This window comes from Paraburkholderia sediminicola, assembly GCF_046027355.1.
Lineage (GTDB): Bacteria > Pseudomonadota > Gammaproteobacteria > Burkholderiales > Burkholderiaceae > Paraburkholderia > Paraburkholderia sediminicola_B.
Genome location: NZ_JAQQEK010000004.1, coordinates 187,811 through 209,066 on the forward strand (window position 1 = coordinate 187,811; position 21,256 = coordinate 209,066).

Annotated in this window: 14 protein-coding genes and 1 pseudogene; 3 read left to right on the forward strand and 12 right to left on the reverse strand. The window is 60.9% G+C overall.

All coding sequences use genetic code 11. The features are described from left to right. Window positions 1–82: 82 nt before the first annotated feature. The 5 genes from PQR42_RS09165 to PQR42_RS09185 all read right to left on the reverse strand — a co-directional run bounded on the left by PQR42_RS09165 (window position 83) and on the right by PQR42_RS09185 (window position 7,051). The gene (locus PQR42_RS09165) at window positions 83–823 is read right to left on the reverse strand and encodes an OmpW/AlkL family protein (RefSeq protein WP_408386201.1); all 741 of its coding nucleotides are present in this window, start codon (window positions 821–823) and stop codon (window positions 83–85) included. Between the two features lie 506 nt (window positions 824–1,329). Continuing rightward, entirely contained in the window at window positions 1,330–3,351 is a 2,022-nt protein-coding gene (locus tag PQR42_RS09170) for an acyl-CoA synthetase (protein WP_408386199.1), read from the reverse strand. Then, a complete protein-coding gene (locus PQR42_RS09175) occupies window positions 3,348–4,304 on the reverse strand; it encodes a fumarylacetoacetate hydrolase family protein (protein ID WP_408386197.1) in 957 nt (318 codons plus the stop codon). The genes PQR42_RS09170 and PQR42_RS09175 overlap by 4 nt, the downstream gene beginning before the upstream one ends. A gap of 34 nt (window positions 4,305–4,338) precedes the next feature. Beyond that, window positions 4,339–5,409, reverse strand: coding sequence for a VOC family protein (locus PQR42_RS09180; RefSeq protein ID WP_408213080.1), 1,071 nt, complete (start codon window positions 5,407–5,409; stop codon window positions 4,339–4,341). A 13-nt stretch (window positions 5,410–5,422) separates the two neighbouring features. Beyond that, window positions 5,423–7,051 carry a bifunctional 3-(3-hydroxy-phenyl)propionate/3-hydroxycinnamic acid hydroxylase gene (locus PQR42_RS09185; RefSeq protein WP_408386417.1) on the reverse strand — a complete coding sequence of 543 codons (1,629 nt, stop codon included), beginning with the start codon at window positions 7,049–7,051 and terminating at the stop codon, window positions 5,423–5,425. A 191-nt stretch (window positions 7,052–7,242) separates the two neighbouring features. Between PQR42_RS09185 and PQR42_RS09190 the strand changes: the two genes are divergently transcribed. Then, window positions 7,243–7,998, forward strand: coding sequence for a TetR/AcrR family transcriptional regulator (locus PQR42_RS09190; protein WP_408386195.1), 756 nt, complete (start codon window positions 7,243–7,245; stop codon window positions 7,996–7,998). A 547-nt stretch (window positions 7,999–8,545) separates the two neighbouring features. On the opposite strand, the gene PQR42_RS09195 is transcribed toward PQR42_RS09190, so the two are convergent. The 6 genes from PQR42_RS09195 to PQR42_RS09220 form a co-directional block, all read right to left on the reverse strand. Continuing rightward, window positions 8,546–9,259 (reverse strand): PqiC family protein, encoded by a 714-nt coding sequence (locus PQR42_RS09195; protein WP_408386193.1) that lies wholly within the window; start codon window positions 9,257–9,259, stop codon window positions 8,546–8,548. After that, a complete protein-coding gene (locus PQR42_RS09200) occupies window positions 9,256–10,851 on the reverse strand; it encodes a PqiB family protein (RefSeq protein WP_408386191.1) in 1,596 nt (531 codons plus the stop codon). Before PQR42_RS09200 ends, PQR42_RS09195 begins: the two co-directional genes overlap by 4 nt. A 24-nt stretch (window positions 10,852–10,875) precedes the next feature. Further along, window positions 10,876–12,255: a paraquat-inducible protein A gene (locus PQR42_RS09205; RefSeq protein ID WP_408386189.1), complete on the reverse strand. Its 1,380-nt coding sequence runs from the start codon at window positions 12,253–12,255 to the stop codon at window positions 10,876–10,878. 191 nt (window positions 12,256–12,446) lie between these two features. After that, window positions 12,447–13,910 carry an efflux transporter outer membrane subunit gene (locus PQR42_RS09210; RefSeq protein WP_408386187.1) on the reverse strand — a complete coding sequence of 488 codons (1,464 nt, stop codon included), beginning with the start codon at window positions 13,908–13,910 and terminating at the stop codon, window positions 12,447–12,449. 2 nt (window positions 13,911–13,912) lie between these two features. After that, window positions 13,913–17,086: an efflux RND transporter permease subunit gene (locus tag PQR42_RS09215; protein WP_408386185.1), complete on the reverse strand. Its 3,174-nt coding sequence runs from the start codon at window positions 17,084–17,086 to the stop codon at window positions 13,913–13,915. Then, window positions 17,083–18,147, reverse strand: a complete 1,065-nt coding sequence (locus PQR42_RS09220; protein ID WP_408386183.1) for an efflux RND transporter periplasmic adaptor subunit — start codon at window positions 18,145–18,147, stop codon at window positions 17,083–17,085. The genes PQR42_RS09215 and PQR42_RS09220 overlap by 4 nt, the downstream gene beginning before the upstream one ends. A 552-nt stretch (window positions 18,148–18,699) precedes the next feature. Between PQR42_RS09220 and PQR42_RS09225 the strand changes: the two genes are divergently transcribed. After that, window positions 18,700–19,473 (forward strand): TetR/AcrR family transcriptional regulator, encoded by a 774-nt coding sequence (locus tag PQR42_RS09225; protein WP_408213105.1) that lies wholly within the window; start codon window positions 18,700–18,702, stop codon window positions 19,471–19,473. Between the two features lie 300 nt (window positions 19,474–19,773). On the opposite strand, the pseudogene PQR42_RS09230 reads toward PQR42_RS09225, so the two are convergent. Continuing rightward, a pseudogene (locus PQR42_RS09230) lies at window positions 19,774–20,391 on the reverse strand (AI-2E family transporter); the annotation flags it as partial. Window positions 20,392–20,459: 68 nt separating this feature from the next. Between PQR42_RS09230 and PQR42_RS09235 the strand changes: the two are divergent. After that, entirely contained in the window at window positions 20,460–21,170 is a 711-nt protein-coding gene (locus PQR42_RS09235; protein WP_408386415.1) for an IS6 family transposase, read from the forward strand. The last annotated feature ends 86 nt before the right edge of the window (window positions 21,171–21,256 follow it).

Genomic DNA, 21,256 nt, shown 5'->3' on the forward strand with positions numbered 1-21,256 from the left:
CAGGTCCGGGTGGCAAAAGATAACGTCCATGTCTTCACGAGCGTTCAAACCTCTCGATTCGCGCATTAACGACCTGTACGCGCTAGAACGTATAGGCGACGTTCAGGAAGACATTAATGGGATTGATTCGCAGCGTCGATCTGGAAACGATGTGCGTTCCAGTTGCGGTCGTCCCGTCCAGGGTAAGGTGAGTCTTTAGCGGAACGTAACCGACCGCGGTTCCGACAGACCAGTGTTTTGTAATCGCATAATTTGCCCCGATCTCAAATACAGGATTCCAGGATGAACTGAGTGACGCGTGCGCCGAACCGCCCGGACCAAGGTTATCGGTTACAAACTGACTATTAGTTGTCCGAACCTGGGTGAACCACGTATAGTTCACACCTAATCCGACGAAAGGACGGAATTTTGACTGGGCTGCAAACAGGTGGTACCGAAGGACGATAGCGGGCGGGATCGGTCTCGTCGACCCGAGGGTTCCATACTTACTGAGCGTGCCCTCACCAACCAGGTTCACTGTGAGTGGCAGTCCAATGAGCGTGGCGACACCGATATTGTCGGTGACGTAATACTCGGTGTTAATTCCCATCGTATCCGTCGAGCTGGCATGCGCTCCGCTACCAGATAGCTGCTGATTCACCGCCACGCCGCCAATGCTTTCCACGGTTAGTGGCGTTGCGTCACCCTGTGGCGCAACGTGAAGCCATCCTGTCGACAGCGTTATGCTTCCTGCCGACTGCGCATTGGCATTGTCGATAAGCGCAGCCGAGCAGATGCAAGCCGCCATACCGACCGAACTGACTGCGCGTTTGTAATTCCTCATGTCTCTTCTCCTGTCGCTCTGTCTAGAAATTTTTATGAATCATTGGTACCGCAACTGCATCTGCTCATTTGTTTTTTTCTTCCTTTCGTACAGTTACACATTCCACATACTCCGATCGCCCTGCATCTAGTAAGCGTGCATGGTCAGGCGTCCCGTCTCAGGCGGGAACACGCACCACGTACCGTCGCGGTGCCGGAAGAAAAAGAATCCAAGCGGGCCTGTCGGTAGCAGTAGCTCGATACGCACGCACGGTCTCTGATTCGAACGTGCGCGGCTGAATCGGGTAACCCGAACCGGCGTCGAAGAAGTCGGTCCGAGCCATTTTTCAACCTGCGAACGCAAAGACCTTTCTGATGTAATACCCATCCTTTCTCCTCCAAACCATTAGGCATACTAATTTATAGATACCAGTAGGCATTTAAATCGTGGCATTGCGGCGCGTACGCCTGATTAACCTTTAATCCGGGCGCATGACCGAACGCGTCCCTTTGATGTTGTGGCTCGTCTCACGTTGGGCTGCCCGGCGCATCTGTCTCTGCCGGGTCCGTCCCCGTCGCCTGCTCCGCCTTTGGCTGTCTCCCGGCGGCCGAGATCGAAAATGCGAACGGAAAGCGCCCGAGCGCGGAAGTGGCCAATGCTTCGAACGCGGGATCGCCAAGTTCGACGTGAAGTGAAATCCCGCGCGAGGTGTCATCAATGAGGCTAACGGTTGCATCCTCGACGCCAGCCTCTACGAGGGCCGACTCCAGGGCGTCTGCCGTTTCGCGCCGTTTCAGCGCCGGCTTGAAGATCTTGCCGACGCCCGTCAGCGGCATCGCATCCACGATCCGTATCCCCTTTGGCAACGCGGCGCGTTCGTTAATCTCGTGACGCAGAAACTCGGCCAATTCGGCTTCGGTTGCCGTTGTGCCCGGCTTTAGCTGGACATAGGCAACCGGCAACTCGCCCGCGTGCATATCGGGACGGCCTACGGCTGCCGCGATCTGGACCGCGGGATGGCGATGCAATGGTTCTTCGATTGCCGCGGGGTCGATGTTGTGTCCGCCCCGGATAATCAGTTCCTTCTTCCGGCCCGTGAGCCAGAAGTAACCGTCGGGGTCACGGCGTCCGAGATCGCCGGTATTGAGCCAGCGCCCGCCGTCACCACCCTCCATCCAGATGCCACTGTTCTGGTCCGGCCGGGTATAGCCAGCGAACACGTTTGGGCCGCAAATAACCAGTTGGCCGATCTCATCCGCGACGCAATCCCGTACATACCGGCCGGTTTCGTCGACGACCACTGCTTTCATGGCCTGACCGGGCAGACGAAGACCAATCGAACCGACCTTGCGCTCGCCAAGCGGTGGGTTCACGCTGCTAACGCAGGTACCTTCCGTGAGGCCGTAGCCCTCAAGGATTCTGATTCCTGTACGATTTTGGAAAGTGCGAATTAATTCCACCGGCATGGGGGCGGCGCCGCACAGCCCGTACTCGAGCGAGCTGATATCGCGCTCGCCAACCGGAACGTCCAGCAGTGATCCGTACAGTGTCGGGACACCGCTGAAGAAGTTGATGCGGTAATGTTCGACAATTTCCCAGAAGCGCTTGACAACGCCTTCGCCCCGATAACCTTGCGGTGTGCCGAGCACGACGTGGGCGCCACGCGAGAACGCAAGCAGACCTGTCACGATCACGGCGTTGACGTGGAAAAGCGGCAACCCGCAGAAAATCGTCTTCCCCGGGCCAATGCTTTCGCCGAAGAATTGACCTGCGCTCCACGCATTGGCCACCTCATTGCCGTGTCGCCGAACCGCAATCTTCGGCAGTCCCGTGGTGCCGCCTGTGCAGAAGAAGGACGATACATCGTCGATGCTCGTTCGACGTGTGCTGTTAAGCGCCGCCCCGGACTCTCCCGCGATGGCAGTGCCAAACTCGTGGATACCAACATGCGAAGGAACCGCACCATGAACGCCGCCAGGCCCATGCAGTTTTGAACACTCGCCATGTTGAAGCGCCCGGTCCGCGAATCCCTTTTTGCCCGGGATGCGCTCGGCCGGATTCACGAGCACCAGATGCTCCAGGCACGGGAGCTTGTGCAGCACGGCTTGCACCTTCTGCCAAAGGTCCATTCCGGGAAACGGCGCCAGGGTTACGAGCACACTCGCCGCTGAGGCGTTGAGCAGTTCGCCAATGGCTTCACTCTCAAGCAGCGGATTGATCGCGCAGACAATCCCGGCGGCTTCCCCACCCCAGATCACGAAATGCGTTTCTGGGAGGTTGGGCAGAACGTATGCGACAACCGAGTCCCGCTGTACTCCCAGGCGCGCAAACATGTTCGCGGTGCGCGTGACATCGCGTACGAGTTCGCTATACGTCCAGCACTCAGCGTTCCGGTGGTCGTCGGCCGTTGCAAAGAACGAAAGTGCGGGCGCCGACGGATTGAGGGCCGCGCCCCGACAGATCATCTCGTAGGTGCTCGACGGGAGGTCCGCTGGCTGCCCCTTCGTTTCAATGGCCAGGACATCGTGTACGTTTGCGACGCCTGTCATGCTGCCTCTTCCACGACGACGTTACGCTGTACGCCCAGATTGATCGAGCGATCGTAGCTGGCGATATACGACTCCACGACGTCACCAACTCGCAGATACTGTGGCCTTTCCTCCTGCATCTTCAGGAACAGACGCCATTTCTCCGCTTCAGGCAGCTGCGCCGCGGCGCGTTGCTTCTCGGGCGACGGAATGCTCAGTGCGCAGCCGGAAGGCGTGCCGGTCGCGAGCAGGTCCCCGGCGCGCAGGTCGTGTATGCCTGAGAGTTCCGTCAAGGTCTCTGCCGGACCATAGACCAGGCCCGCCGTGGAGTCATTCTGCCGGACCGTTCCGTTTACCGTCAGCGTCAGCACGAGCTCCTTCAGCTTCGGAACATCCTGTTTCTCCAGGAGGCAAAGGTAAGGGCCGACAGGGCCAAACGTGCGATAGCTCTTGCCCTTGTAGAACTGCATTTGCGGAATCTGGATATCGCGCGCGGAATAGTCATTGACGATCACGGCGCCGGCGATGTACTCATGCAGGTTCTCCTCGGTGACAGTTTCGCGGGACGAAATGTCGCGTCTGAGGACGAGACCGAGTTCGATCTCGTAGTCGAGGAACTGCACCCCGTCTGGTTTAACCACGGGCGAGTCGGCCGGAACGATGCAGCTCGTCGCCTTCGTGAAGATCATGTTGAATTTCTTCACATCCGGGTCCATGCCGGACTCGATCATATGCTGGCGATAATTCGCGCCCTGGCAGATGAACTGCTGATTGGCGGTCACGGGCGACAACCATTGCACTTCCGATTCGGGAATCGTGGGACCGGTTAGTACCAGCAGCCGTTCGACCGGGTTGGCCTCGATAAACTCAGCGGTCGAGCTGAACTCGCCGGGAATCGGCGTGATAGCGTCATTAGCGACCACGCCCCACTGGGCGCGGTCTTGATGCAAATAATGCAGAACGTGAAGTGCCATTTTTCGATCTCCGGATTCGATGGAAGGGGTTGGTTCAGGCGAAAATCTTTGCCAGCGAGCGCAGCTTGCTCAGCGTCAGGTCGGGGCTGCGACGCAGGTTCCTGAAGAGCGCCACGATGCTCGCTGGCGTGAATTTGGGCTTCGTGAAACTGCGCGGCATTGTCGGTCCCCATTGCGCCATCGCCTCACGGCTCACGACATGGACACCGGTCGGCGCGTCGGCCGTAAAGAGATCGCCGTCGCAGTAGTGCTCGTGCTTGTCGCCCCAGGGGTCCTGCCAGTAGTCGAAGATCTGGCTACCAAGAATATGCCGGCCGATCCCCCACGCGTGCGTCCAGCCCTTCTCGCGCAGGACGCGCTGGCCCATGCCAACCGCGTCGGCGTCAACGACTTCGTAGGCGCTATGGCTGTAAGTGGGCAGGAAGCCTTGTGCAAGCGCGAGGGTATGGTGATCGGACGGCTTGTCACCAAGATCAAGCCGCATGAACGCGACGACGGGCGAACCATCGGGTAGCACCTGCACATCACTCGGGATAAACCCGAAATGCCGCGTATACCATGCGCAAGTTTCCTGAAAGTCGGCAAGTTCAAGCACGACATGTCCGAGCCGGACAACTTCAGGTGCGCGCTCGGGCGGTCGCTGCGTCCCGTTAATCCGCACGGCCGCATCCACGGAGTTGAACGGCAATGGCGGCCGGTGGGACAGCGTTGAAGCTGGCGCCTGGCCCCATATTGCATCGACGCGAAACCCGGAAGGGTCGGTCAACCGAACGACATGGCCACCGCCGGGCAAGTCCGACCGTTCGACCTCGGCGGCGCCTGGCAGCATCGCAAGTGCGTCAAGATCGGCCCTGCTATCAACCTGCAGCCCGAAACCAACGAACCGGGACTTCGGCGCTTTCCGGACGACATAACAGAAGGGCGAAGCGTCTGTTCCCCGCAGAAGCAATAGCGCGTCATCGCGCGATACGGTCCGTAGCCCGAAATCATTGAGAAATTGCTCGGCTTTGCCGATGTCTGGCCGGTCAAATATCAGATAGGCTAATGCCGACGCCTTCGTCGTGGGATCAGGGTGACGAGCCGGCTGTGCAGTGGTCAGTTTCATATCGGATAAGAAATCAGGCAGTTCGAATAGCGGTTTCGACTTCCGGCGTCCGCACGCTCACGGGATTACCCAGCAAGGCAAGACTCTCGCGCACAATACGGTTTGCATCGGTGGCCGGGCCATCGTGGACGATCGTCTTGTCGGGCCGGACTACGGCAGCCCACCCGAGGGGCACCAGCCCGGGAAGAAATACGCCTTCGAGGTCTTCCCAACTGTCGTGCGGGGCAAGATGAAGCCGTTGCCCCCGATGGGCAATCTGGACAACGCGCCCGCCGGCACGCGCAAACGCTGCGACAGTCGCATGCTCGAGCGTAGCCGCCACATCCACGCCAAACCCGATCAGCGTGAGGCCCTGTCCGAGCACGTCGTCGCTCAGACGCGTGGAGCCATCCGAACCTCTCACCCAGCCTTGCGCGATGACAGCGCCACGAACAAGCTTCGCCGACGAGCGGCCCTTGACGAACAACCCGTGGCGGAATGCATTCTTCGGCTTGATCTGCAGTTCCTCGAATTGCACGCGCAGGCGCGGCACCAGTCTCGACAGACGCATCAGCCCGTGAGTCAATAGTGCGACGACACCACTTCTGGGCATGACTAGCTTGCCCATGAACTTCGCGAGATTGATCATCGCCTTCGCGTGGGGGCGCCGCTCCTGGTCATAGGTATCGAGAATCCCTGGATTCGCACGTCCTTTCACCACCCATGCCAGCTTCCAGCAAAGGTTGGCGGCGTCCCGAAGACCTGCGACCAACCCCTGCCCGACGAATGGGGGCGTGATGTGGGCCGCATCGCCCGCGAGGAACACTCGCCCCTTGCTGAACGCATCGACAGCGCGCGCATGGAAGCGGTACACAGCCTTGCGCTCGATGATCATGTCTTCCAGGTTGCCCCAGGGGGAAAGCAACTCCCGGATACGCGTCTCGGACTCCATTTCCTCGCGATTCTCGCCAGGCCGGAGCATGAATTCCCAGCGTTCACGGCCGCCAGGCGCGACCATATGTGGGATCGGCCGACGGTGATCGCAGATGAACTCGATGTGATCGATCGGACGCGATACGTGGCGGGCATCGACGATCAGCCAGTCCTCGGCGAACGTCTTGCCCTTGAATTCCTGCCCGATGAGCTGGCGTACCAACGAACTCGCCCCGTCCGCGCCAACCAGATAGCGGGCCCGTAACAGATGAGTGCGCCCCTGGCCAAGATCTAACGATGCGAGCACGTGATCCCGCTCCTCCGTGAAGCTCTTGAGCTCGACCCCCAACGCAATATGCGCACAGTCGTATGTCTCGAGCCGGGCGCGCAGACACCGCTCCAGGTCTGGCTGGTAGAAGGTGACGAGCTTCGGGTGGCCATCCAGACTGCCCAGCGAATTCACCCTGCCGAACAGGCCCAGCATGGGCGACCGCATGCGGACGTACGGTATGGCAATCGTCTCGAAATCGCTCTCCGCAACGCCGGCAAGCTGAAGGATGCGCAGCGCTTCGTTATCGAGCGCGATCGCACGGGGCGCCATGAATACCTCAGTCGACCTGTCGACAACCATCACGTTCACGCCGTGTCGTGCCAACAGATTCGCAATCGTGGCACCCACCGGTCCGCAACCCACCAATAAAACATCGACGGCCGACGGAAATGCCTCAATCGGCGCACGACCCTCGCCATCCCTGCTGCAAGGCGCGGAACCATCTTTTGCTGCTGTCTCCACAGTCACTCCGTCTGTTGTTTGTTAGACCGGCACTCGGTGGCCGTTAGTGACATTAAAGTCATAGTTGAGTGTTTTGTCAATATAGACAATAGCATCTATACTTCGATATGGCCAAAACTGGACCGATCATGCCGAACACTTCAAATCGCCCGACAGCAAAGCGCCCTGCCCGTGCGGCGTCAGTTTCCCCGGTTGCCGTTCCCGAAGAACGCGAGCCGCGCGGTGCCCGTCGCAAGCGCGAGACGCGCGCCCGCCTGCTCGACGCGGCCCTCAGGCTGATGGCCGAAAAGGGCATGGAAGGCGTAGCCATCAACGAAATCACCGAGGCCGCCGACGTCGGTTTCGGATCGTTCTACAACCACTTCGAGTCGAAGGAAGCCATCTACGCGACGCTTGTGGACAACGTGTTCGAGGAGTTCGCCGACATGCTCGATCGCCTCACCGTGGGCCTGTCCGACCCCGCTGAAGTGATCGCCGTCTCGGTGCGTCATACCCTGATGCGTGCGCGGCGCGATCCCGTATGGGGACGCTTCCTGATACGCGAAGGGTTTTCGGCGGGCATGCTGAGTCGCGGGCTGGGTCAGCGGCTGCTGCGGGATATCGGAAATGGCATCGCCACCAAGCGCTTTATGGTCGCCGACCCCTTCATCGGCTTTCTTTCAGTGGGCGGCACGGTGCTCGCGGCAACCGCGGCCGAGCTGAATTTCGTCGCACCGGGCGCGCCGGCGGCGCAGTTGCTCGAAGAACTTGGTTTCAGCGGAGAGCACTTCGCCGAGCGTACGGCAGCAACGCTTCTGCAAACACTCGGACTCAAGCGCGCGGAGGCGGAGAAGATTGCAATGCGAGCGTTGCCGCTCATCGAGGCGGAAGTCGATGGGGAATGAGGCGAGCGACGTTAAGGTACATTACGGGATTGGGGTCATCGATCCTGCACGATGAGCAAGGTTTGCCCGGTTTGACCTGGCGCGCACCGTTCAAGTCGCGCCTAATCAGCTGTCGCGATCATATGTCGTAGCCCGTTACGCCATGGATGTTATGGATCAATTCGCGCTCCATATCGTCAAGCGTTTCCGCATGGAACATTGAGAGATCACGGAGCGCGGCTGCGAGCCGCTTGATTGGATGAGGTTTCGACGGGAATAAGGGCCACGCGTGCAGCAGATAAGCGAGAGGCGTAATCTCGCGGCGCTCACACCAGCGATCGAAAAGCACGACACATAGGTCATCGACCTATTTTCGCAAGCGATAATCGTCGTGCGTACGGCTATTGCTGTTTTCTTCACGAACACACGCGAACGTGTGTCGAATATTTGTGGTTGCAAATTTGTTCCATTCTTTAACCCGATCATGACTTCGAAAAGCGTCCGCTTCTTTTGAACCGTTCGCCTCCCGCCGTAAAAAGCGTTCCCGGGACGTGACCGGACGAACCTCTCATTGCGCCACGCCTGAAACTGGCGCATCAATCCTCGTTTCAGCTTCGACCATGGTCGGACAAGACATCGAACGTGTCGCTGCCTGACGGCCCAGGTGTACTGTCGGTGTCTTTACAGGCTCCCGGATGCCCTGAGTAATCTGCGTAGCGATTCTTTGCAAGGCCTGCCGATGGCCATCGACGATGGCATCGTAGCCAGCGGACACCGACCGACTGACCACGCTGTGGCAGATCATCGTTTCCTGACTATTTGACGGGCGTACGGTCCACACGACGTCAATCAGCACGTGTGACCCTGGCCACGTCTCGAAACGTCGCACGTCGATAGAAACGTCGTACACCGCCACATTGTCCGCGCGTGCCATCCCGTGCACATCAGCCGCGCCTGACTGCAGGCTCACCGCCGCCAGCATTGCATTGCGGATTTCGTCCGCCAGGGGCGAGGCCCAGCGATCGTCCTCCAGCACTTTCACCTGACTCGCGCTCACCTGTACGACGATCTGGCTCCTCGCTACTGCAGAAGGCACCGTGACGGGGCGCATGTCGATCAGAATGGCGGGGCTTACCGTGCGATCTGCCGCGGTTGAACCGCCCTCCGAGCCCAGCGTATAGAACCGGCTCGGCGGGGACGCGCACGCTGCAAGAACGGCAAGACTGATCCCCGTGGCCACGCGAACGAAAGCGCGCAGCGAATGAGACTGAAGCAACGTCACGGCCGATCTCCTTTCTTGCCGAACAAAAGCGCCTGAGGATTACGTTCCAGATAGTCCGCGAGCGCATTAAGGGATTGCAGCGTATGGGTCAGTTGCTGCATCGCATCCTGAACGTCCGACTGCAGCGGCGCGGCCTGCTGGAGCGTCGCTTCAGCGGTGCCGAAGGTCCGTTGCGCCGCTGCCAGCGTGTCGCGAGCCTGTGGAACCACCTCCGTATCCAGGTGCCCGAACAGCCTGTTGGCGTTTTCCAGTGCGCCATTCAGGTTGGCTCCGATCTTCTCGAACGGTACCTGATTCAGTTTCCTGGCAATGTCCGCAATCTGCACCTGCAGTTCATCGAGCGTGTTGGGCACGGTCGGCAGTTCGATCGGGTTCTGGTGGACATCAACAGTCGCTCTCGGCGCTTTCGGGAACATGTCAAGCGCCACATAGAGCTGCCCGGTCAGGAGGTTGCCGGTTCGCAACTGGCCGCGCAATCCTTCCATGACGAGATGTTGCAGCAACTCATGCCCGCCTTGCGTGTTCGGAGCAGGCAGCGCCTCGCTGCTGCGCCTGCTGAGCCGCTCCGGATAAAGCGCCATGGACACCTTCATGCTGAAACTTTTTCCCCGTTCGTTGTATTCGATACCAATGTCCGTCACTTGCCCCAACGCGATCCCGCGGAGGTCCACGGGCGCGCCAACAGACAGTCCGCGCAGCGACTGGTTGAATCGCATCACCACATTGAGGGGCTGGCCGTCGGGCTCGCGCATCGCGTCCGACTCGTCCGCTGCGAGTCGAAATACCGCCTTGTCAGCAGCCTGTTGTCCGGCATCCTGGCCCGGTGGAGACTGAAACGCCAGGCCTCCAACGACCACCGTCGCCAGAGATTGTGTATTGAGCTTCAATCCATTCGAGTCGAGACGAAGGTCAACGCCGCTCGCATGCCACCACCGTGTATTCGTCCCGACGTACTGATCGAACGGGGCATTGACGAAAACATTCACGACCACGCCCGAGCCGTGTGGATCGAGTGAAAAGCCCACCACCTGGCCCACCTGAACACGACGGTAAAAGACGGGAGCGCCGATATCGATCGAGCCGAGCGACTCCCCTCGCAGCGAGTACTGATGTCCTGGCTGACCGCTAGTGACGATAGGAGGATTCTCGAGGCCCACAAACCCGGTTTGCCTTTCTGACGATTGCCCAATGTCAACGCCGATGTATGCGCCGGAGAGCAATGTACCGAGGCCCGAGATGCCGTTGGCGCCCACGCGCGGGCGAACGACCCAGAAGCGCGTGCCTCGGGTTGCGAAGTTTTCTGCCGCCCTGGTGAGCTGAATGTTCACCATGACATGCTGGAGATCTTTCGTCAGTGTAATGGCCTGTACCAAGCCGATTTCGACGTCCTTGTACTTGACCTTCGTTTTGCCCGCCTCCATGCCCTCTGCGTTATTGAATGAGACAGTGACCGTCGGTCCCTTTCCAGTAATGGATTGGACCACCAGCGCCACGCCGATGAGGGCCGAAATCAGCGGGATTAACCAGATCAGGGAGGGAAGCCAGCGTTTTCGCGGCTGGATTTCAGGACGGGGTAGATCAGGAAGGTGCATCGCTCGAAGATAATGTTGCTGATTTCAGTTTATGGATGCCACGGAGCTACGAACCTGGTCAGACTCGATGTCGTGAAGCTGCTGCTGTTGACAACGGACGTTGTCCCAGATGAGCCGCGGGTCGAACTGGTGCGACGCGAGCATGGTGAGAATCACCACCGCCCCGAAAGCGAGCGCGCCCGGCCCCGCGGTGATGAAAGCAAACGAGCCGAAGTGCACGAGAGCAACCGTCAGTGCGACAACGAAGACATCGAGCATCGACCAGCGGCCGACGCGCTCGACGATCCTGTACAGCCTCGCGCGTTCGTGCGGCTGCCAGTCTGAACCCCGGCGAGCGGTCAACGTCAGCAGCGCGAGAGTGGCCAGTTTAAGCATCGGCACCAGGACGCTCGCCACGAAGATAACGACCGCCAGTGGCCAGTCTCCTGATGTCCAGAAGTAGGCGACACCACCGAGGATCGTGTCGTCCTCCGCGCGGCCCAGTGATGATGCGTGCATGATCGGCAAGAGGTTCGCCGGAACATAGATGAGCGCGGCGGCGACAAGCAGACTCAAGGTGCGAGTCACGCTGTCCGGACGGCGCTCATGCAGCAGCGAGTTGCATCGCGAGCAGTGCTGGTGCGGCTGATGCGCGATCGCCGTCTGGATCAGGCCGCAGGTATGACAGGCAACAAGTCCGGCATGTCTCGCTGTGACATGACCCGTTGCCGCCACTTCCCGCAGACTGGACGCACGACCTTCCCCAATGCGCCTGTCATTCACGCTCGACCGCGGGATGCCTGCGGGTCGACGAATCTTCATCTCGTCGCAAACCTCCCACAGCATGCCCGGGTCGAACGCGGCGATGACGGCCAACATCACGGTCAGGGCGCCGAACGCAAACAGTCCTGTCCCAGGGATCACTTGGGCGATGCTCACCATTTTCACGATCGTAATGAGCACGCCGAGCATAAATACCTCGATCATTCCCCAAGGTCGAACGAATTGGATAAGGCGAAGCATCTGGTTGAAGTGCGGTGGCCGCCTGCCCATCCGAACAGCAACCAGCACATAAAGCAAGGCGAGTAATTCAATCAGCGGGAACAGTACGGACGAACCGAGCACCATGATTGCGACAAGGCGCATGTGCCCCGCCCACAACGCCTGCACTGCGCCGAGCAGTGTGGTCTGCGACGCAATGCCGTTGGTCTCGAGTGCTATCACCGGGAACGCCTGCGCGATACAGAAAGTGATCAACGCCGCGATGGTCAAGGCGCAGATCCCCTCAAGCGGCAGGCCGACGCGATGTGTTCCTTTCAGACCCGCTCCGCAGCGCGTGCAACGCGCAACCAACCCTCCCAGCCTGGGAGGTTTGCGGAATAGCACATCGCATTCGTGACAGGCAATCAGTTTCGGATGTTCCATATTGGACACGACAAGGGAGATTTACGGCCGCATCCGGCACAGGCGGTAGCACCGGCTCAATTGCTTTAGCCGACGGCGCACCCTCTTTCTTGCATAACGAACTGGTCGGGGCTGACCTAACACCGGCAGTGTCGCCCGATAGCGAGCGGCCGGTTCATCGTGACGCTCTCCCCGACCTCACGGAATCAAGTTCATTCTCTTGACGCCACGTGCGGCGGATCGGCCGGCAATTCGCCCATCGCCTGGAACAGTGCAGCGGTATCGCTCATGCGCTGGCTCCCGGCGCGTACCGCGCCAAGCTGTGCATTGAGAAATCGCTGCTCGCTGGCGTGCTGTGCCGTTGTCGGCAGGGAACCCAGGCGGGCGCGCGACGCCGTTTCGTCGAATGCCGCATGCGCTGCCTTTGCCGCTGCTTCCGTTGACACGAGTGTCTGTGCGTCGTTATCCAGTGCGGCCAGCGAATTCGCGACATCCTGGAATGCCGACAGGACCGTCGACTTGTAGTGCAGAACGGCCGCATCGTAGGTATCGATCGAGGCTCTGCGTTGCGCGAACAACGCCCCACCATGGAAGAGCGGCTGCGACAGGCTCGCACCGATTGCCCAGAGCCCGCCCGCTCCTGAGAGCACTGCAGGCCAGCTAAAGCCGCCACGGCCCATCGAGCCCGTCAGTGACAGGCTCGGAAAGAGTTGCGCGGTTGCAGCCCCAACGTCGGCCGCGGCGGCCTTCACGGCGGCGTCGGCTGCCTGAATGTCAGGACGCGAACGCAGCAGATCCGACGGCACGGCGACGGGCACATGGTCGGACAACGCCAGACTGTCGAGGTCGGGAACGGTCGGCTCGTTATCCGGCGTCCGGCCCATCAGTACCGCCAGCGCGTGGACCGCTGAGGCGCGCTGCTGGCGCAAGGCCGGAAGACTCGCCGCGATCGAATCTGCGTCCTGTGTCGAGTTGAGCGCCTGCACGTGCGAAATGGACCCGAGCGTGTACCGTTGCTGATCCTCGTTTGCGGTTTCGCTCGCTACGGCAACGAGCCGCTCGGTCAGCGCGATCTGGCGATCAAGCGCCGCCACATTGATCGCCGTGCCGACGATGTTTGCCGCGAGCGCGCGCCGGGCCGCTTCCAGTTCATACGCCCGCACATTTACGCGAGCGGCGCTCGCGGAGTTCGCGTAACGCGTCTGGCCGAAAAAGTCGAATGTGTAATGCGCCTGAATCTGCCCGGCGAAAAAGTTGTACTGCACCTGCTCAGGGCCGAGCCCCGGCACGACGGGTGAACGCGCGCGTTCAACCTGGGCGACACCGTCGACTGACGGTAGCGTGGATGAACCGACCTGCGCGCGCAGTTCCTCTTGCGCGGCCGCAAGCGTTCGCTGCGCACCTGCAAGCGTCGGGCTATTGCGCAAGCCTTCATCGACGAGTGCATCGAGCGCGTCGGACCGGTAAAGCCGCCACCATTGCGGAACGGCCGTCGCGCCGATATCGAACTGCTGCGCAACACCATCCGCCACGACCGTCTTCGACGGCTGCGCCTGCGCGCCGTAGTGCTCGGGCGAAGGCATCGCCGGCGGTTCGCCGCTGGGGCCGAACGAGCAGGCCGTCAGCGCGAGCGCCGTGGCCACGGCGAGAACGGACGTCTTATAGGCAAGCTTCATGATCAAATCTCCGTATGCTCGACGACAACCGGTTGCATGCCGCGCTCATCGCGCCGGATCCTGAAGCACGTCGCATAGAGCGCCGGCAGGAAGAAAATGGTCAGTCCCGTGGCGATCGTGATGCCACCCATCAGCGCGGTCGCCATCGGCCCGAAGAACGCCGAGCGCAAGAGCGGAATCAAGGCCAGCACGGCGGCTGCAGCCGTCAGCATGATCGGCCTGAAGCGCCGCACGGTTGCACCGATAATCGCGTCGAAGCGCCCGTATCCCGCCGCGATGTCCTGGTCGATCTGGTCGACCAGAATCACGGAGTTGCGCATGATGATGCCGAACATGGCAATCACGCCGAGCAACGCGACGAAACCAAAGGGCTTGCCGAACAGGAGCAGCGCGGCCACGACGCCGATCAGCCCGAGCGGCGCTGTCAGCACGACGATAAACGTCCGCAGGAAGCTCTTCAGCTGGATCATGAGCAGCGTCAGCACGGCGATGATCATGAGCGGCATCTCGGCGTTGATCGAGGTCTGGCCTTTCACGCTTTCCTCGACCGAGCCGCCCACGTCGATCCGATAGCCGACCGGCAGCGTGGCTTTTTGCTCCGCGAGTGCGTGCTCGATATCGCGGGTCACGTCGATGCCCTGTGCGTTGCCCCGAATGTCGGCCTGCACGGTGATCGTCGGCTGGCGGTCGCGCTGCCAGATCACCCCATACTCGAGCGCGTCCCGAACATGTCCGAGGGAACCGAGCGGAACCGGGCCGTTCGGCGTCGGAATCGCGAGGCTCGTGAGCTGTGCAGGATCGACACGCTCGCTCTTCGGCGCACGCAGATCGACGTTGATCAGCTTGTCCCGCTCGCGGAACTGCGTGACCGTATAGCCGGAAAGCGTCATCGCCAGGAAGTTCGACACGTCCTCCGACGACACCCCGAGCTGGCGCGCCCTGTTCTGATCGATCTCGAACGAGATCGACCGTTCCGCCGGCTCGTCCCAGTCGAACTGGACGTCGCGGGTGCGGGAATCGGCGCGGACCTTCCCGGCGACCTTTTCAGCAATAGAGCGCACGGTCGCAATGTCGTTGCCGCTCACCCGGAACTTGATCGGGAAGCCCACGGGCGGACCGTTCTCGAGTCGCGCCACACGCGTGCGCACGCCGGAGAACTCTCTCCCGAGTTTGACATCGAGCCAGTGCATCAACTCGTCGCGGTTTTCGACGCTTTTGGCCGTGATCACGAACTGCGCGAAATTCGGCTGCTGAAGCTGCTGGTCGAGCGGCAGGTAAAAGCGCGGTGCGCCGGTGCCCACAAAGTCGACGAAGTGGTCGATTCCGGGATTGCCGTCGAGCGCCTTTTCCAGGCGCTTCGCTTCGCGCAGGGTCGCCTCGAACGAAGCGCCTTCCGGCAGCCGAAGGTCCACGAGCAGCTCCGGCCGTTCAGAGTTGGGGAAGAACTGTTGCGGCACGCGCGTGAAGGCCGCCATCGCGATCGCAAATATCACGGCAGTGACGCCGAGCACGGCCCAGCGACGCTCGATACACCATGTGATCCAATCCGACAGGCGCCGGTAGAAGCCGGTGTTATAGACGTCATGTTCGTCATGAGCGCCGTCGCGCCAGTGGGCCTTGCGCTCCGGCAGCATGTGGAAGCCGAGTAACGGGACCAGCACGACGGCCGCGAACCACGATACGATCAGCGCAATGGCTGACACTTCGAAGATCGAGCGCGTGTATTCGCCCGTGCTCGATTTCGCGAGCGCGATCGGCAGGAAGCCCGATACCGTCACGAGCGTGCCAGTCAGCATCGGGAATGCCGTGCTCGAGTAGGCAAAGGCCGCTGCGCGCGTGCGACTCCACCCCTGCTCGAGCTTCACGGCCATCGTTTCGACCGCAATGATCGCGTCGTCGACGAGCAGCCCCAGCGCCAGCACGAGCGTGCCAAGCGAGACCTGGTCCAGCCCGATATTGAACACATGCATGCAGAGCGCCGTCACGGCGAGCACGATCGGAATCGAGATCACGACGACCATGCCGGTACGCAGGCCGAGCGAAACGAGGCTCACGACCAGCACGATTGCTACCGCTTCGCCGACCGACCTGACGAACTCGTCCACTGAATGCTTGACCGCGTGAGGCATGCTCGCGACGGGAGCCAGCTTGAGTCCCGCCGGCATGGCCGCCTGCAGTTCGGCGGCTTTCGCGTCGAGCGCCTTGCCGAGGCTGATCACATCACCGCCCTTCTGCATCGTGACACCGATGCCGAGCACCGCCTGCCCCCCGACGCGCATCTGGGTGACGGGCGGATCGTCGTAGCCGCGCGTGATCTTCGCGATGTCACCGAGCCGGAACGTGCGCTTGTTCACGGTGATCAGCGTGTCGGCGAGCGCCTGCACGTCCTTGAACGCGCCGCTCGGTCGCACGAACACCCGGTCGTCCGCCGTCGTAATGGTGCCAACGGGCGCAACGGTATTTTGTGCGTCGATTGCCTGGGCGAGCTGCTGCGGTGTGATAGAGAGCCCCGTCAGCTCTGCATTCGATATCTCGACGAAGATGTGCTGGTCCGGGTCGCCAAAGTAGTCGACCTTGGCGACGCCGGGCACGCGCAGCAGGACCGTGCGCAACTGGTCCGCGTAGTCGTGCAGTTGCGCAGGCGTAAAGCCGTCGCCTTCGAGCGCATAGATGTTCGTGTAGACGTCACCGAACTCGTCGTTGAAAAACGGTCCAACGGTCCCCTTGGGCAGCGTCGCGGCGATGTCGCCCACTTTCTTGCGCACCTGATACCAGGTCTCCGGGACCTCCTTGACCGGGGCCGAGTCCTTCATGGCGAAGAAGATCATCGACTCGCCGGGCCGCGAGTAGCTCTTGATGTTGTCGACGTACGGCGCCGCCTGCAACTGACGGCCGATTCGGTCCGTGATCTGTTCCTGCACCTCGCGGGCCGTCGCGCCCGGCCAGTAAGTCTTGACGACCATGGTCCGGAACGTGAATGGCGGGTCCTCCGACTGCGCAAGTTGCGTATAACCGATCACGCCGAACAGGGTTGCAAGCCCGATCAGAAAGATCACGAGCTGCTGATGGCGCAACGCCCAGGCGGAGAGATTGAAGCCGCCTTCGCCATGTGCCTCGGCGTCGGACGGGATGACGGGCGCGCTGTCACGTGCGGTTTCACGATCGCGTGCGTTCATGACGAAAAATCCTCCGGATGCAACGGGGCCACCACCTGCACGTGCTGGTCTGCGCTCACTGCGTGAACGCCCTGCATCACGACACGGTCGCCGTCGTGCAGGCCGCCGGTGACGGAGACCGTGCGCTCGTCGTAGCGCGCGATGCTCACAGGGCGCAGCTCAAGGGTGTCGCTGCCCGCGCGCACCACCCACACAGCGGGGTCCTCGCCTTTGTGAAAGAGCGCCGTCACAGGCAGCGCGAACGGACGTGCCGTTGGCGCGTCGCCGACGGCATCGAACGTGACATTCGCCGTCATGCCCAGGCGAACTTCGGGGCTCGGCGCGGCCAGCGTGAGCTTCACGCGCCAGGTGCGGCTTTGCGGATCGGCGGCCGGCGACACCTCGCGCACGCGCGCCTCGAAAGTCTTACCGGGCAGCGCGGACAAGCTCACGTGCGCATTGCTGCCGACGGTCAATGCGCCAAGCGTCCGCTCGGGCGCGTCGCAGACAACATCCACGTCTCCCGTCCAGTCGAGGTGATAGACGGCTTGATCTGCCTGAACGTTCTGGCCGGTGTCGGCCTCCTCCGACGTGATGACGCCGTCGTGGTCTGCCGTGAGCGTGGCGTAGCGCAGGTGATCCGCGGCGAGCGCCATCTGGGCGAGCGCCGAATCGCGCTGCGCGAGGGCGGAAGCGTAGGCGTCCTGGGTCTGCTCCATCTGCGCCGTTGCGATCAGGTTTGCCTGCGCCTGAGCGCGGTCGCGATCGAGCTGCTGTTTGGCGTACACGAGACGATGTTCGGCGGCATCGAGCTGCGCTCGCGCATTGGCCAGGTTATTGCGCAGATCGGTAGGGTCGAGCAGCGCAACGGTCTGTCCCGCTTTGACGGTATCGCCGATGCGCACCCGCCGTTCGGTGACCTTGCCTCCAACCCTGAACGAAAGAGGCGTGGAATACCGCGCCTGTATCTGAGCCGGCAACGAGGCGCTCGCCGTGCGCCCGTCGGGATGAACCGTGACAGCGACGACGGGCCTGGGCTCGGGAGCGACGGTTTCGCGCTGGTGGCAGGCCGCTAGCAGCATTGCGCCGCAAGCCACAATGAGAAGACGTCCCCGGAGGGATGGCTGGGCGACGGACGGCAGGAAAGGACGCGCAAGCGTCTGCGCGTTAAGACCGGAAAGTTTCACGATGTTCACAAGGCAGGTGATGGTCCAGCAATAAAAATGGGCAAGGCATCGGAAGGCACGGTGTGTCTGGCAGCATGCTTTGCCAAATGCGTTAGCGCTCGATCCGGCATGCCTGCAGCTTAGTTAGTATTCCTACTCGCTGCGTCTGATACAACCGCTTGCAACTCTTCGTACTTCGTCATCGCACGCGGCCACTCCCACGAAACAGCCAGAGAACAAGCGTAAAAAAGGTCCTCGCCCCGAGCCCGGCGCTGGTGGATCTGGACGGCAGTGGACGACTCATCTTCACCGCTGCAACACCCTGTTCCAGGCACCGTCGCAACTCAATCCGTCTGTCCATGCGGTCGCCAATCCGTTCGCGACAGTGACATTAAACCCATAATTGATTATATTGTCAACTATGACGTGTAAATCTCAACTATGACAACACAGCAATCTGGAGCCGCGATGCCTGATACCCCGAACTCCCGTGCGACCCGGCAGCGCACACAAAAGCTGCGGGCTCCGGCCGAGGCGACCGAAGGGCAGCAGCCGCGCGGCACCCGCCGCAAGCGGGAGACTCGTACCCGGCTGCTCGACGCTGCGCTCAGGCTAATCGCCGAGAAAGGGATGGGTTCAGTAGCCATCAACGACATTACCGAGGCCGCCGACGTCGGTTTCGGCTCCTTCTACAACCACTTCGAGTCGAAGGAAGGGATCTTCGCCGCGCTCGTCGAGTGGGTGTTCGAGGAGTTCGCTGATTCGCTTGACCGCCTGGCCAGCGGATTGTCCGACCCGGCGGAAGTAGTCGCAGTCTGTGTGCGCCATACGTTGATGCGCGCCCGCCGCGAGCCCGTGTGGGGACAGCTCCTGATCCGCGAGGGTTTTTCGGTGCATGCGCTGAACTGGGGTCTCGGTCAACGACTGCTGCGCGACAGTCAAAGTGGCATTTCCGCGAACCGCTTTGTCGTCCCGGACCAGTTCCTGTGTCTCATTTCCGTTACGGGCATCATCTTCGCGGCGATCGCCGCTGAACTGCACTTTTCCGCCTCCGTCAGACCGGCGGCCCAGCGGCAGAAGGGATCTGGACTTGGAGAACAGAACTTCGCGGAGCGCGCGGCAGTGGTCGTGCTACAGGCACTTGGACTCAAGCGCGCGGAGGCGGAGAGAATTGCGCAGTTGCCGTTGCCTACGGGTAAGCCAGAAACCAAGGTCTGTCGAGCAAAACCGCCTGTCCGCTGATCGGGTGGACAATTTCCAGCCCCAGTGCCCCGATAGAGGGGCGGCGAGACCACAAGCGAGGTAGCTGTGATCGGAAAAACGGCGCCGACAACGAACGTGTGAAGGCTGCCGTTATATGGTCGAAAGCATTGAAATATCGCGTCAGGCCCACGGAGCACCCGCCCATCTGGGTCACTGAGTCGTGTCTCCTCAGCCCACATGTTTGGAGAATTGCATGCGCTCGAATACGGCGTTTTTTGCGTTCTCTTAGCGCTGGTTCTTCCGGTTTTGGGCTTGATCCTATGCCGTCGTAAAAATCAGTCAGCTACCGTAAAGCGCACTCGCGAGATAACGGCGGCGCAGTTCGCGCAGACCCGTCGCCAGGATCGCGCTGGCCGGCAGCGCGAGCAGCACGCCAAAGAAGCCGAAGAGCTGGCCGAAGGCCAGCAAGGCGAAAATCACCGCGAGCGGATGCAGGCCGATACGTTCGCCAACGAAGCGTGGCGTGAGAATGAAGCTTTCGAGAATCTGGCCGACGCTGTACACGACGACCACCGCGCCGACGCCATACCAGCTACCGAACTGCAGCAGCGCGGCTAGAAGCGCAAGGGTCAGCCCGGTCGCAAATCCGATATACGGAATGAACACCGCGAGCCCGGTGAAAAGACCAACGGGTAGCGCGATTTCGAAGCCCGCGATCGTCAGTGCTATCGGATAGAACGCGGCGAGCGCTCCCATCACGAGTAGCTGGCCGCGCAGGTATTGCGACAGCATCTGGTCCGTCTCACTCATGAAGTCCCGCGTATTGCCCAGCCAGCGTCGCGGCACGAAGCTTTCCAGCCGATCGAACGCCTCGTGCCTGTCATAGAGCAGATAGAACAGCACGAGCGGCACCAGCACGACGTTGCCGACAACAGTGATCATCAAGTTGGGCTCTGTCGCATTAACGCGGGCGAGGTAAAATTCCAGGCGGACGAAAACGCTCTGGCCACACGATGAAGAAGACAATGACGCCACGATCGACGCTTGCTCCGGACATCGCCAAGGTTCTGAAGCGGCTGCACTATCCGCTTGAAGTGATCCTGCTGTGCGTGCGATGGTACGTTGCCTACTCGCTGAGTCTTCGCAATCTCGAGGAAATGATGGCCGAGCGCGACATTTGTGTCGATCATTCGACGGTGCATCGCTGGGTCATCAAGATGGTGCCACTGTTCGAAAAGACATTTCGTCAGCACAAGCGTCCGGTCGGCAAGAGCTGGCGTGTTGACGAAACCTATATCAAGGTCAAGGGCTCGTGGAAGTATCTTTACCGGGCAGTGGATAAGGCAGGCCTCACCATCGATTTTCTGTTCAGAGCCAAGCGGGACAAGGCTGCTGCGCGGCGCTTCTTCGAAAAGGCAATTGGTCAGAACGGCTCGCCCGAGACCGTAACCATCGACAAAAGCGGCGCCAGTTTGGCCGCGCTTAACGAGGTGAACACCGAGCGAGAGACGCCCATCAAGGTTCGTCAGATCAAGTATTTGAACAACATCGTGGAGCAGGACCATCGAGCCATCAAACGCCGAACCCGACCGATGCTCGGGTTCAAGGATTTCAACTGCGCGCGCGTCATTCTGAGTGGCATCGAATTGATGCACATGATCAAGAAAGGACAGGTGAAATGTTCGGGCAGAACTTCGCTGTCTGCCGCCCAGCAATTTTACTCGTTGGTTTCGTAAGCCATCCTTCGCATATCATCTTTGCTTGATCCGCTTGCCTTACCGCGACAGAACCACCGCGGCGAGGAGGCCGGCTACATGATCAT

Bases quoted from the DNA above. Each gene is read 5' to 3' on its own strand.
- PQR42_RS09165 (WP_408386201.1), bottom strand. From the start codon at position 823: ATGAGGAATTACAAACGCGCAGTCAGTTCGGTCGGTATGGCGGCTTGC.
- PQR42_RS09170 (WP_408386199.1), bottom strand. From the start codon at position 3,351: ATGACAGGCGTCGCAAACGTACACGATGTCCTGGCCATTGAAACGAAG.
- PQR42_RS09175 (WP_408386197.1), bottom strand. From the start codon at position 4,304: ATGGCACTTCACGTTCTGCATTATTTGCATCAAGACCGCGCCCAGTGG.
- PQR42_RS09180 (WP_408213080.1), bottom strand. From the start codon at position 5,409: ATGAAACTGACCACTGCACAGCCGGCTCGTCACCCTGATCCCACGACG.
- PQR42_RS09190 (WP_408386195.1), top strand. From the start codon at position 7,243: ATGCCGAACACTTCAAATCGCCCGACAGCAAAGCGCCCTGCCCGTGCG.
- PQR42_RS09200 (WP_408386191.1), bottom strand. From the start codon at position 10,851: ATGCACCTTCCTGATCTACCCCGTCCTGAAATCCAGCCGCGAAAACGC.
- PQR42_RS09205 (WP_408386189.1), bottom strand. From the start codon at position 12,255: ATGGAACATCCGAAACTGATTGCCTGTCACGAATGCGATGTGCTATTC.
- PQR42_RS09210 (WP_408386187.1), bottom strand. From the start codon at position 13,910: ATGAAGCTTGCCTATAAGACGTCCGTTCTCGCCGTGGCCACGGCGCTC.
- PQR42_RS09215 (WP_408386185.1), bottom strand. From the start codon at position 17,086: ATGAACGCACGCGATCGTGAAACCGCACGTGACAGCGCGCCCGTCATC.
- PQR42_RS09220 (WP_408386183.1), bottom strand. From the start codon at position 18,147: ATGCTGCTAGCGGCCTGCCACCAGCGCGAAACCGTCGCTCCCGAGCCC.
- PQR42_RS09225 (WP_408213105.1), top strand. From the start codon at position 18,700: ATGCCTGATACCCCGAACTCCCGTGCGACCCGGCAGCGCACACAAAAG.
- PQR42_RS09235 (WP_408386415.1), top strand. From the start codon at position 20,460: ATGACGCCACGATCGACGCTTGCTCCGGACATCGCCAAGGTTCTGAAG.